Source organism: Saccharothrix coeruleofusca, assembly GCF_017876325.1.
GTDB classification, from domain to species: Bacteria; Actinomycetota; Actinomycetes; order Mycobacteriales; family Pseudonocardiaceae; genus Actinosynnema; species Actinosynnema coeruleofuscum.
Genome location: NZ_JAGINV010000001.1, coordinates 3,922,902 through 3,937,095, shown reverse-complemented (window position 1 = coordinate 3,937,095; position 14,194 = coordinate 3,922,902). Strand labels below are relative to the sequence as shown.

Genomic DNA, 14,194 nt, shown 5'->3' with positions numbered 1-14,194 from the left:
TGGACACGTGGCAGGCGTCTGATGAGGCCGGCAGCCCGGCGAATCGCGCCGAAAGAAGGCTCGGGTGGGGCCATGATCAGGACTGCCTCTGGGCGGTCGCGTTAACCACCATGGTCTGACGGCGTCAGCGCGGGCACCCCCTAACTCCCCTAGTCGCCGTACCGGTGGAACGACCCCAGCCGCGCGATCCTTGTGGGGTGTCGGTGTCGCAGCCGCGCTGCAAGCATTGGCCGCGAAGCTGGACGGGTGCGTCCCGCTGGTCGCCCGCGACAGACGAGCGAAGGGACGGCGACATGACTGCCGAGCTGTTGGAGAACACGCAGGATCCGGCGGGGACGTCGGCATTCATCTTCAACCAGACCGCGCCGGGACCGGCGAAACCGTGGAGCTGGGCGGAGAACCTGCTGGCGTCCGCGCACACGTACTGGCTGGTCACCACCAGCCCGGACGGTGTCCCGCACAGCAGGCCCCTGTGGGGTGTCTGGGATCAGGACACCTTCCTGTTCTCCAGCCAGAACCGCTGCGGCAGGTTCCTGGAGGTCAACCCGCGGGCCTCGGTGAACCTGCAGGTCGGCGAGGACGTGGTGATGATCGAGGGCAGCTGTTCCAGGGTGATCGCGGTCGACGAGATCAACGTGCTCGCCGAAGCCGTGGGGGTGAAGTACGACTGGAAGCTCTCGGTGACCGAAGGCCGTGTCCACACGCAGTTCGGCCAGAGCGCGCCGGTGTTCCGGTTGACTCCCCAGCGGGTCTACGGTTGGGCGGGTATCGCCGAATGGGAATCCGCGACCAGGTGGGACTTCCCGCGAGCCCGATGACCGTGCTCGCGTCGTCATCCGCTGGATCTGCTTTCTCGACACTCGATTGATCACACTCTTCGTGCGACTGCGCCGCAGCCGCGGTGCGTGAAGTCCGGTGCGCGGCGTTGATCGGGCCATGGCCAGGGATCACGCCGTAGTTCAGGGTGCGTGAAAACACCTGGCCGGGACCGGGAACCGCGAAAACCGAGACGGTGAATCACGCCGGACCTCCGTGCCGGCGGGATCTCTGGCGCCTTCGACTTGATTTTCCGGCACTGGCCGCGGTGGCCCGGAGGACGCGATTTGCGAACGTGGAAGGGGACGACCCAGGTGGATGTCCGCGCCCGGAGTGGCGAAGTCGCGGTGATTGGTGTGTCGTGCCGTTTCCCCGGCGCTGACGGGCCTGGGCAACTGTGGCGGCTTCTGGCTGCGGGACGTCACGCGATCACCGATGGCCCGCCCAGGCGTCCTGGACGTGGTACCTCGGGCAGGACCGTCGCGCCCCCGTGGGGTGGGTACCTCGACGCCGTCGACGAGTTCGACGCCGGGTTCTTCGGCATGTCCACCCGGGAGGCGGCGTCCGCCGATCCGCAGCAGCGACTCGTGCTGGAGCTGGGGTGGGAGGCGCTGGAGGACGCGGGGATCGTGCCGGACAGCGTTCGCGGCGGCCGACTCGGTGTCTTCGTGGGTGCCTTCGCCGACGACTACGCCCATCTCGCGCACCGGAACGGTGCTACCGCTGCGTCGCAGCACACCTACCCCGGCGTCGAACGCGCGGTCATCGCCAACCGGCTTTCCCACTTCCTGGACGTGCGCGGGCCCAGCGTGACCGTCGACAGCGGCCAATCGTCATCGCTGGTCGCCGTCCACATGGCCTGCCAGAGCCTGCTCACCGGTGAGTCGGACCTCGCCGTCGCGGGCGGTGTGCAGCTCAACCTGCTGGCGGAGTCCTTGGACATCGCGGACCGCTGGGGACCGCTGTCCCCCGACGGCCGTTGCTACACCTTCGACGCTCGCGCGAATGGTTACGTGCCAGGCGAAGGCGGCGGCCTGGTGGTGCTCAAGAGGCTCGACCGCGCCCTCGCCGACGGTGACACCGTGCGATGCGTGATCCTCGGGAGCGCGGTCAACCACGGCGGCGGCGGTCGCGCCCTGACCCAGCCCAACGAAGCCGCACAACGGGACGTCCTGCGGCGGGCTCATGAGCGCGCTGGAATCAGCGCCACGCAACTCCAGTACGTGGAGCTGCACGGAACCGGGACGCCCGCAGGCGACCCGGTGGAGGCGTCCGCCCTCGGCGCTGCCGTGGGCTCCGCCCGCCCGCGAACGCGACCGCTGCCCGTCGGGTCGGTCAAGACGAACGTGGGGCACCTGGGAGCGGCCGCGGGCATCGCCGGCCTGATCAAAGTGGCGATGGCGATCCGCCACCGCGAACTCCCCGCCAGTCTCAACTTCGAGCGGGCGAACCCGGACATCGCCCTGGACGAGCTCAACCTCCGAGTCCAGCAGAACCACGGTCCGTGGGAAGCACCCGACCACCCGCTGATCGCCGGCGTCAGCTCCTTCGGGATGGGTGGCACGAACTGCCACCTGGTCGTCGGTGAAGCGCCATCCGACCCGATCACCTCGGACGGGCGACCTGGGACCGGTGAGGCGGACTCCGGGCAGTCACCCGCGATGTTGCCGTTCGTGTTGTCGGCTCGTGGGTTGGGTGCGTTGGGTGGTCAGGCTGCTCGGTTGCGGTCGTTTGTGGTGGAGCGGCCGGATGTGGCGTTGGTCGATCTTGCGTACTCGTTGGCCACTGATCGTGCTGCTTTGGGGGATCGGGCGGTGGTGGTCGCTTCGGGTCGGGAGCAGTTGCTGGATCGTTTGGCGGTTCTTGCGGAGGGCGGGACTGCGGGCGGATGTGTGTCCGGTGTGGAGGGTCGGGGCCGGGTGGCCGTCGTCTTCACGGGTCAGGGTTCGCAGCGGGTGGGGATGGGTCGGGAGTTGTATGGGCGGTTCCCGGTGTTCGCGGCGGCTTTTGATCGGGTGTGCGGGTTGTTGGACCCGGTGGTGCGGTCGGCTGTGTTCGGTGAGGACGGCCGGGATGGTCGTTTGGATTTGACGGAGTTCGCGCAGCCGGGGTTGTTCGCTGTTGAGGTGGCGTTGTTCCGGTTGTTCGAGTCGTGGGGTGTGGTTCCGGATTTCGTGACCGGTCATTCGGTGGGTGAGATCGCGGCGGCGCATGTGGCGGGTGTGTTGTCGCTGGAGGATGCGTGTCGGTTGGTGACGGCGCGGGGTCGGTTGATGCAGGGGTTGGCGCCGGGTGGGGTGATGGTGGCGGTCGCCGCGGGTGAGGGTGTGGTGGCGCCGTTGGTGGCCGAGCTGGGCGATCAGGTGTCGATCGCGGCGGTGAACAGTCCGTCGTCGGTGGTGGTGTCGGGGGTCGGGCCTGCGGTGGAGCGGGTGGTGGCGCGGCTGGCGGAGTTGGGGTGTCGGTCGAGGCGGCTGGTGGTGAGTCATGCGTTCCACTCGTCGTTGATGGAGCCGATGTTGGAGGATTTCCGGGCGGTGGTGTCCGGATTGTCGTTCCGGTCTCCGCGCATTGGGGTCGTGAATGAGGCGGTGGTGGAGCCGGAGTACTGGGTTCGGCATGTGCGTGACACGGTGCGGTTCGCTGACACGGTTTCCCGGTTGCATGGGCGTGGTGTGACCCGGTTTGTGGAGTTGGGTCCGGATGCGGTGTTGACCGGGTTGGTGCGGGAGTGCCTGGACGGCCGCGATATCACAGCGGTGCCTGGTTTGCGGCGTGGTCGTGACGAGGTCGAGTCGGTGTTGACCGGGCTGGGCGGGTTGTTCACGGCCGGGGTGGCGGTGGACTGGTCGGAGGTGTTCGCCGGGACCGGCGCACGACGCACCGAACTTCCCACCTACGCATTCCAACGCCAGCACTACTGGCTGGACATGACGATGGACGACGAGAAGACGTCGATGACGACCTCGGGTCCGGTGAGCGAGCTGCGCGGGCTCGACGAAACCGAGCGCGGGCATCGGTTGACGGAGCTGGCTCGCGCGCACATCACGGCCACCCTCGGCAGCGGCGTGCCCGGTGAGATCGCACTTGACCAGACGTTTCGGGATCTGGGCTTCGATTCTCTGATGTCCGCCGAACTGCGGGACAGGCTTTCACACGCCCTGGAAGTTCCACTGCCCAGCTCGGTGATCTTCGACTACCCCACTCCCGCTGTTCTCGTTGAGCACCTGCGATCGGTCGTGTCGGGCAGAGACGTCGATGTGCGCGCCCAGGCTGCGTCGACTGCCGATGCCGATGATCCTGTGGTGGTCGTGGGGATGGCGTGTCGTTATCCGGGTGGGGTGGGTTCTCCGGAGGATCTGTGGGAGTTGGTCGTCGGGGGTGGGGAGGGGATCACGGGTTTTCCGGAGTCGCGTGGGTGGGACGTGGCGGGTTTGTACCACCCGGATCCGGATCATCCGGGGACGACGTATGCGCGTGGTGGTGGGTTCCTGCACGACGCGGGTGAGTTCGACGCGGGGTTTTTCGGGATCTCGCCTCGTGAGGCGACGGCGATGGACCCGCAGCAGCGGTTGTTGCTGGAGGTGGCCTGGGAGGCCTTCGAGCGCGCGGGCATCGACGCGGACTCGCTGCGCGGCACCCGGACCGGCGTGCTGGTGGGAGCGACACCGCACGGATACGGCGCGGTGCGAACCGACGCGGGCGGATACCTCCTCACCGGTACCACGCCAGGGGTCCTGTCCGGGCGGATCGCGTACCAGTTCGGATTCGAGGGCCCCGCGATGACGGTGGACACCGCGTGCTCGTCATCGCTGGTGGCACTGCACTTGGCGGCGCAGGCACTGCGGTCGGGCGAGTGCTCGCTCGCGTTGGCAGGCGGGGTCGCGGTCATGGGTACCCCCATGATCCTCACGGAGTTCGCGCGGCAGCGCGGGTTGTCCTCGGACGGCCGGTGCCGGTCGTTCGGCGCGGGCGCGGACGGCACGGGGTGGTCCGAGGGCGTGGGATTGCTGGTGCTGGAACGGTTGTCCGACGCGCGGCGCAACGGGCACGAGGTGCTCGCGGTGCTCGCCGGTTCGGCCGTCAACCAGGACGGGGCCTCGAACGGGCTGACGGCCCCCAACGGCCCCTCGCAGCAGCGGGTGATCCGTCAGGCGTTGGCCAACGCGGGGCTGACCGCCGCCGACGTCGACGTGGTGGAAGGGCACGGCACGGGCACGCGACTCGGCGACCCGATCGAAGCACAGGCGCTGCTGGCGACCTACGGGCGAGAGCACACCGACGGCGCGCCCCTGTGGCTCGGGTCGGTGAAGTCGAACATCGGACACGCGCAGGCGGCGGCCGGCGTCGCCGGGGTCATCAAGATGGTGATGGCCATGCGGCACCGGTTGCTGCCGAAGACCCTGTTCGCTGAGGAACCCTCGACCGAGGTGGACTGGTCTTCCGGCGGGGTGGCGCTGTTGAGCCAGGCGCGGGAGTGGCCGGACGCGGACCGGCCTCGGCGAGCGGGGGTGTCCTCGTTCGGGATCAGCGGGACGAACGCGCACGTCATCCTGCAGCAACCACCGGACGATCCACCGACGGCGGCCCAACGGCCGACGCCGACGCTCGCATCGCCTGTGTTGCCGTTCGTGTTGTCGGCTCGTGGGTTGGGTGCGTTGGGTGGTCAGGCTGCTCGGTTGCGGTCGTTTGTGGTGGAGCGGCCGGATGTGGCGTTGGTCGATCTTGCGTACTCGTTGGTGACCGATCGTGCCGCTTTGGGGGATCGGGCGGTGGTGGTCGCTTCGGGTCGGGAGCAGTTGCTGGATCGTTTGGCGGTTCTTGCGGAGGGCGGGACTGCGGGCGGATGTGTGTCCGGTGTGGAGGGTCGGGGCCGGGTGGCCGTCGTCTTCACGGGTCAGGGTTCGCAGCGGGTGGGGATGGGTCGGGAGTTGTATGGGCGGTTCCCGGTGTTCGCGGCGGCTTTTGATCGGGTGTGCGGGTTGTTGGACCCGGTGGTGCGGTCGGCTGTGTTCGGTGAGGACGGCCGGGATGGTCGTTTGGATTTGACGGAGTTCGCGCAGCCGGGGTTGTTCGCTGTTGAGGTGGCGTTGTTCCGGTTGTTCGAGTCGTGGGGTGTGGTTCCGGATTTCGTGACCGGTCATTCGGTGGGTGAGATCGCGGCGGCGCATGTGGCGGGTGTGTTGTCGCTGGAGGATGCGTGTCGGTTGGTGACGGCGCGGGGTCGGTTGATGCAGGGGTTGGCGCCGGGTGGGGTGATGGTGGCGGTCGCCGCGGGTGAGGGTGTGGTGGCGCCGTTGGTGGCCGAGCTGGGCGATCAGGTGTCGATCGCGGCGGTGAACAGTCCGTCGTCGGTGGTGGTGTCGGGGGTCGGGCCTGCGGTGGAGCGGGTGGTGGCGCGGCTGGCGGAGTTGGGGTGTCGGTCGAGGCGGCTGGTGGTGAGTCATGCGTTCCACTCGTCGTTGATGGAGCCGATGTTGGAGGATTTCCGGGCGGTGGTGTCCGGATTGTCGTTCCGGTCTCCGCGCATTGGGGTCGTGAATGAGGCGGTGGTGGAGCCGGAGTACTGGGTTCGGCATGTGCGTGACACGGTGCGGTTCGCTGACACGGTTTCCCGGTTGCATGGGCGTGGTGTGACCCGGTTTGTGGAGTTGGGTCCGGATGCGGTGTTGACCGGGTTGGTGCGGGAGTGCCTGGACGGCCGCGATATCACAGCGGTGCCTGGTTTGCGGCGTGGTCGTGACGAGGTCGAGTCGGTGTTGACCGGGCTGGGCGGGTTGTTCACGGCCGGGGTGGCGGTGGACTGGTCGGAGGTGTTCGCCGGGACCGGCGCACGACGCACCGAACTTCCCACCTACGCATTCCAACGCCAGCACTACTGGCTCGATACGCCCTCCCTCCCGGAGACCGATCCCGCCGCCCTCGGCCTGACGCCGGTCGATCACCCCTTCCTGCGCGCCGAGATGCCGGTGGGCGACGCGGGCGCGCTCGTGCTGACCGGCCGACTGTCCGTGGAGCAGCAACCGTGGTTGGCCGACCACGTGGTGTCGGGCACCGCGATCCTGCCCGGAACCGGTTTTCTGGCCCTGGCCTCGCACGCCGCACGGCGAACCGGTGCCAGCCTGGTGGAAGAGCTCGTCGTGCACGCCCCTCTGGTGGTGCCGGAGCACGGCGACATCCAACTCCAGCTGGTGGTCGACGCACCGGACGACACCGGTCGCCGTGCGCTGCGCGTGCTGTCCCGAGGGGGAGGCACCGCTGGGAACGACACCTGGACCCGGCACGCCGATGGCACCGTTGCCCCACCCGCCGAGCCCGCGCCTGCCGGATCGGCGTCGGCGACCGCCTGGGACGGCGAGGTCGATCCCGACGCCCGGCCCGTCGCCATCACCACCGCGTACGCGGAGCTCACCCGCCGGGGATATGACTACGGACCGGCGTTCCGAGGACTGCGAACCATCCGCCGTGGCGACGACGTGGTCTTCGCCGACATCGTGTTGGACGAGGCGGCAGGAACGGCGGCGGGATACGGCGACCCGGTGTTCGACCTGCATCCCGCCCTCCTGGACGCCGCCGTTCAAGCCGCGCTGGTCGGCCTGTTCGAGGCCGCGGACGAGACGTTGGTGCCGTTCGCGTGGAGCGGCGTCACCGTGCACAGCGCGGCCCCGTCGACCTTGCACGCCCGTGTCCGGAGAACCGGTGCCGACTCGGTTGCCATGACGCTCACCGACCGCGACGGCAACCCGGTCGCGTCGATCGACTCGCTGGTGTTGCGGCCTGCCCCCGACATGTCACCGACTCCGTCGACAGATCAGGGCGAGGCGGCGCTGTTCCGGTTGTCGTGGCTGCCGAAGGAGGTCGACGCCCACCCCGGCACCGACGACTGGGCGATGGTGGGGCAGGACCCGCACGACCTCGGCGCGCGGGTGGCGGGCGGAAGCTCACCGCTGGACCGGTACGCCGATCTCGCCGCGCTGCGGGTCGCGGTGGCGGCGGGGACGCCGACGCCTGCCACGGTGATCACCGCGGTTCCCCCGACCGGCGTCGTGGACTTCGGTGGCGTGCACCGCGTGCTGCGACTGGTGCAGGACTGGCTGGCCGATGAGACGTTGGCCGACGCTCAACTGGTCGTCGTCACCACCGGTGTCGTCGACACGGGGGACAACGGGCGCGTCGATCTCGACAACGCGCCGGTCTGGGGTCTGCTGCGTGCCGCGCAGTCCGAGCACCCCGACCGCATCGTGCTCGTCGACGTGGCGTCGGACGGTGGGGGAGCCCAACGGCTTGCCGCCGCGGTGGCGACGGGGGAACCGCAGTTGGCTCTGTCCGCCGAGGGCGTCCGTGTCCCGCGCCTGACTCGCCTGCCCGTGGATTCCGGCTCTCACCACGCCGCCGGGCAGTCGATACCCGAGCGCGGAACCGTGCTGCTGACCGGGGCGTTCGGCCGACTCGGCCGGTTGCTCGCGCGGCACCTGGCCACCGAGCACGGGGTGACGAGCATGCTGCTGGTCAGCAGGAGCGGCCCCGTCACGCCCGAGGCGCGTGCCTTGGTGGCCGAGCTGACCGGGCTCGGTCTGGAAGTGCGGGCCGAGGCCTGCGATGTCGCCGACCGCGCCGAGCTCGCCGCGTTGCTTCGCGGGTTGCCCGCCGATCGCCCCCTCACGGCTGTGATCCACGCGGCCGGTGTGCTCGACGACGGCGTGTTCACCGAGCTGAGCCCACAACGTCTCGACGCGGTCATGGGCCCCAAGGCGTTGGCGGCCAAGAACCTCCATGAGCTCACCGTCGACATGCCGCTGTCGGCGTTCGTGCTGTACTCCTCCATCTCGGGACTGATCGGCGCGGCGGGCCAGGCCAACTACGCGGCCGCCAACACCTACCTCGACGCGCTCGCCCACCACCGTGTCCGAAGTGGACTGCCTGCGACGTCGCTGGCGTGGGGGATGTGGGATCAGCGGGGAGGTATGGCGGCGGCGCTCAGCGCGGGCGACCTCAACCGGATGGCTCGCTCCGGAGTGGCGACGTTGTCCGAGACCGAGGGACTCGCGCTCTTCGACGCCGCTGTTCGGCGCAGCGAGCCGCTTCTCGTGCCACTGCGGTTGGACAGCGCTTCCGCCGCGGACGGCGGGAACCCGCATCCGCTGCTGCGTGAACTGATCACGATCGCGCCGCGGCGAACTCGCCCGGCGGTCATACCGGGCCGCTCGGACGGGCCGTCGCTCACCGGCGAGGACGTGACGTCCCGGCCTGGGCGACTGCTGGAGCTGGTGCGTGCGGAGGCGGGGCGAGTGCTCGGTTACGACGGGCGCGACCCGATCGGCGTCGACCGCACCTTCAAGGAATCCGGGCTCGACTCGCTCACCGCCGTCGAGCTGCGCAACCGGCTCAACGCGATCACCGGACTGCGCTTGGCGACCACGGCCGTGTTCGACCACCCGACCCCACGGGCCCTCGCCGACCACTTGTCCGGTGAACTCACCACAACCGACGAGGCGCCGGACGCGCCCAGCGCGCCCGCGAGCGATGCCGATGATCCTGTGGTGGTCGTGGGTATGGCGTGTCGTTATCCGGGTGGGGTGGGTTCTCCGGAGGATCTGTGGGAGTTGGTCGTCGGGGGTGGGGAGGGGATCACGGGTTTTCCGGAGTCGCGTGGGTGGGACGTGGCGGGTTTGTACCACCCGGATCCGGATCATCCGGGGACGACGTATGCGCGTGGTGGTGGGTTCCTGCACGACGCGGGTGAGTTCGATGCGGGGTTCTTCGGGATCTCGCCTCGTGAGGCGACGGCGATGGACCCGCAGCAGCGGTTGTTGTTGGAGGTGGCCTGGGAGGCCTTCGAGCGCGCGGGCATCGACGCGGACTCGCTGCGCGGCACCCGGACCGGCGTGTTCGCCGGTGTCATGTACCACGACTACGCGCCCGCGCTGGACCTGGTGCCGGACCAGCTCAGCGGAGCGGTTCTGACCGGCAGCGCGGGCAGCGTGCTCTCCGGGCGGGTGGCGTACCAGTTCGGCCTGGAAGGGCCCGTCGTCTCGGTCGACACCGCGTGCTCGTCGTCGCTGGTGGCGATGCACCTGGCCGCACAAGCACTGCGGTCGGGCGAGTGCTCGCTCGCGCTGGCAGGCGGGGTCACGGTGATGTCCACCCCGATGACGTTCGTCGACCTGGGCCACCAGCGGGCACTGTCCCCGGACGGCCGGTGCCGCGCGTTCGGCGCGGGCGCGGACGGCACCGGCTGGGCCGAGGGGGTCGGCCTGGTGGTGCTCGAACGGCTGTCGGACGCGCGCAGGCAGGGCCACGAGGTGCTCGCGGTGCTCAAGGGCTCCTCGGTGAACTCCGACGGCGCGTCGAACGGGCTGACCGCGCCGAACGGGCTTGCCCAACAGCGGGTGATCCGCCAGGCGCTGGCCAACGCCGCGCTGGCGGCGGCTGACGTCGACGCGGTGGAGGCGCACGGCACCGGCACCCGACTGGGAGATCCGATCGAGGCGCAGGCACTGCTGGACACCTACGGGCGGGCGCACACGGCCGAGTCGCCGCTGTGGCTGGGGTCGTTGAAGTCGAACATCGGGCACACGCAGGCCGCCGCCGGGGTCGGTGGCGTCATCAAGATGGTGATGGCGATGCGGCACGGCGTTCTGCCCAGGACGTTGCACGTCGAGCAGCCCTCGCCGTTGATCGACTGGTCGCGGGGAGCCGTCGCCCTGCTGGACCGGAACCAGGATTGGCCCAGCACCGGTCGACCCCGCCGGGCAGGCGTTTCCTCCTTCGGCATCAGCGGCACGAACGCGCACGTCATCCTCGAGCAGGCGCCGGAGCAGCCCGAGGCCCGGCAGTCGGAGGCCGTGACGCGGCTCGGCGTCTCCGCCTTCCCGGTGTCAGGGCGGGGATCGGCGGCGTTGGCGGGCCAGGCAACCCGGTTGCGGGCCGCGCTGGCCGACTCACCGGACACCGACGTGGCCGGGTTCGGCGCGGCACTGGCCAACGGCGGCTCCCCGCACTCCCACCGAGCGGTGGTCATCGCCGGGAACCGCGACGAGCTGCTGGCCGGCCTTGACGCGATCGCGGCGGGCCAAGCGGACAGCTCGCCCCTCGTGGTGGCCGGAGCCTGCGAAGCCGACCACGACGGCCCGGTCTTCGTCTTCCCGGGGCAGGGCGGTCAGTGGCTCGGGATGGGCGTCGAGCTGTGGCGGCTCAGTCCGACGTTCGCGGAGCTGATGCGGGCCTGCGACGAGGCCTTGGCGCCCTACGTCGACTGGGATGGTTTCTCGCTGCGGGACGTGCTCGCCGGGGCTGCGGGTGCGCCGAGCCTCGACCGGGACGACGTCGTCCAGCCCGCGCTGTTCGCGGTCGGGGTCTCGTTGTCCCGGCTGTGGGCATCCCTGGGCGTTCGGCCCTCGGCTGTGGTCGGGCATTCCCAGGGCGAGTTCGCCGCCGCCGTGGCGGCGGGGGCGCTGTCGTTGGCCGAGGGCGCGCGCGTGGTGGCCCTGCGGTCCAGGGTGCTGCGGCGTCTGGCCGCCCACGGCGGCATGGGCTGGGTGAACCGACCGGTCGACGAGGTGCGCGAACGCCTGGCAGGCCATCCCCGGCTCGGCATCGCCGCGGTGAACGGACCGGTGTCCACGGTCGTCTCCGGGGACACCGCCGAGCTGGACCGGTTCCTCGCGGTCTGGGAGTCCGAGGGGGCGCGGGTCCGGCGGGTGGCGATCGACTACGCGTCGCACTCGGCGGTGGTGGAGGGCATCCGGGCCGAGCTGGCCGACACGCTGGGCGTGGTCGAGTGCTCCGACGGTGACGTCCCGTTCTACTCGACGGTGACCGGCTCGGTGCTGCGCGGCCGGGAGCTGGACGCCGACTACTGGTACCGGAACCTGCGCGAGGTGGTGCGCTTCCAGGACGTGGTCGATCAGCTGCTCAGCGCTGGGCACCGATCGTTCCTCGAAGTGGGCGCGCACCCGGTGCTCGTCAACTCGGTGCAGGAGCTCGCCGACGCCAAGGGGACGTCGGTCACGACGGTCGGCTCGCTGCGTCGCGGCCACGGTGGCGCGCGGGAATTCCTGCGCAACGCGGCCGAGGCGTTCGTGAGCGGCGTCGACGTGCGGTGGTCCGGCCTGTTCCCCTCGGGCCAGCGGGCCGTGCGGCTGCCCACCTACGCCTTCCAACGCACCCACTACTGGATCGAGGCGCTGCCCCACCGCTCGACCAGGGGAGCCGACGTCGACACCCGGTTCTGGGACATGGTCGACGAGGGTGACCTCGAAGGACTGACCACGGCGCTGGCCATCTCCGACGACGCCGGCCGTTCCTCGCTGGGCACCGTGCTCCCGGCACTGTCCTCGTGGCGGGAGCACAACAGGCAGCAGGAGACGCTGGCGGGCTGGCAGTACCGCGTCACCTGGCGTCGCACCGAGGTGCCGGACCGACCGCTCACCGGCCGGTGGTTGCTCGTGGTGCCCGCCGACATCGCCGAGCCGACGTGGCTGGACCAGGCCACCGCGGCGCTGACGGCCCGAGGGGCCCTGGTCGGCCGGGTCACGGTCCCACGGCAGGCGGATGTCGAGGCGCTCCGCCACCAGCTGACCGTGGCGTTGGACGGCCAACGTGCCGCGAACGTGGTGTCGCTGCTGGGCTTGGACGCAGCGGGGGACACCGACGCCGCATCCGTGCCCGCCGGTCTGCGCGGCACGCTCGCACTGGTGCGGGCGGTGAGCACGCTGGGCCTGTCGACCCCGATCTGGTGCGTGACCCAGGACGCGGTGGCTGTCCGACCCGGAGACTCCGTCACCCAGCCGCGGCAGGCCGCGCTGTGGGGGTTCGCCCGACAGGCGGGGCTGGAGCAACCAGTGCCGTGGAGTGGTGTCGTCGACCTGCCACGCGAGGTCGGCCACGCGGACCTCGCGGCGCTGGCCGGGGCGCTCGGCGACGACGAGAGCGAGCTGGCGGTGCGGGGCGGCGCGGTGTTCTGCCGCCGACTGACCCGTGTCGCCGCACCCGCGCACCGGACGTCCCAGCCGCTGGAGCGCAGCGCCCTGGTCACCGGCGGCACCGGCGCACTCGGGGCGGAGGTGGCGCGCTGGCTCGTGGCTCGTGGGGCGCGGCACCTGGTGCTGGCCGGCCGTCGTGGCCCGGCCGCGCCCGGTGCCGCCGAACTGGCCGCCGAGCTGGCCGAGCGGGGTGCCTCGGTGTCGGTGGTCGCCTGCGACGTGGCCGACCGGGCGCAGCTCGCCGAGCTGCTGGACTCCTGGCCCGCGGAGCACCCGCTGACCACGGTCGTGCACACCGCGGGTGTCCTCGACGACGGCGTCATCGACCGGCTCACCCCGGAGCGCTTCGAGCGGGTGTTCCGCCCGAAGGTGGCCGCCGCCTGGCACCTGCACGAGCTGACCAAGGACCACGACCTCGTCGACTTCGTCCTGTTCTCGTCGTTCGTCGGCACGGTCGGCCCGGCGGGCCAGGCCAACTACGCCGCCGCGAACAGCTCGTTGGACGCGCTGGCCGCGCACCGCAGGGCTCTCGGGCTGAGCGGGACCTCCATCGCCTGGGGACTCTGGCAAGGCCCCGGGATCGCCGACCGCGACGGGGTGGAGCGACAGCTGGCGGCCCGCGGCCTGCGGGCGATGGACCCCCGCCGCGCCATCCAGGTCATGGACCAGGTGATCGACCGCGACGAGACGGCCGTGGTCGTGGTGGACGTCGACTGGTCCTCGTTCGCCACCGAACTCGTCGGCACCCGATCGGCACCGCTGCTCGCGGAACTGCTCCCGGCCGAGGAGACCGCGCCCGGACGGTCGGCGCGAGCAGCGGCCGACACCGACGTGCGCGAGCGGCTCGCCGGCCTGCCCGCCACCGAGCGGGCGTACTCGCTGACCGAACTCGTCCGGACCACGGTGGCGGCCGTGCTCGGGTACACCGACATCGGCTCGGTCGAGTCGGGGCGCAGCTTCCAGGAGATCGGGTTCGACTCGCTCACCGCGTTGCGGCTTCGCAACCGGCTCGGCGCGGCGACCGGCCTGCAGCTGCCCGCCACGCTGGTCTTCGACTACCCGACGCCCGCCTCGGTCGCCGAGCTGGTGCACTCCGAGCTGTTCGGCGAGGACACCGGGACCTACGAGAGCGGGACCTACGAGAGCGGGACCGGCGAGGGCGTCGACGACGCCGGGTTGAAGCGGATCATCGACCGCATTCCGCTCGCCTCGTTGCGGCGGGCCGGGCTGGTGGGCGCGCTGCTCGAGCTGGCCGACACCGCCCCCGTGGTCGAGCAGGTCGACAGCGCCGCGCCCACCAGCGCGATCGACTCGATGGACATGGCTGATCTCATTCGCGCCGCATACGGCAGAACCGATGCGAGCGACCAGTCGGAGGGACCGACCTCATGACC

The 14,194-nt window shown here is 70.7% G+C and carries 2 protein-coding genes; both read left to right on the top strand.

From position 1 onward, the window contains the following. The first annotated feature begins 293 nt into the window (after positions 1–293). Positions 294–818, top strand: coding sequence for a pyridoxamine 5'-phosphate oxidase family protein (locus tag JOF41_RS17545; RefSeq protein WP_189226092.1), 525 nt, complete (start codon positions 294–296; stop codon positions 816–818). Positions 819–1,130: 312 nt separating this feature from the next. Further along, the gene (locus JOF41_RS17540; RefSeq protein ID WP_209620330.1) at positions 1,131–14,192 is read left to right on the top strand and encodes a type I polyketide synthase; all 13,062 of its coding nucleotides are present in this window, start codon (positions 1,131–1,133) and stop codon (positions 14,190–14,192) included. The last annotated feature ends 2 nt before the right edge of the window (positions 14,193–14,194 follow it).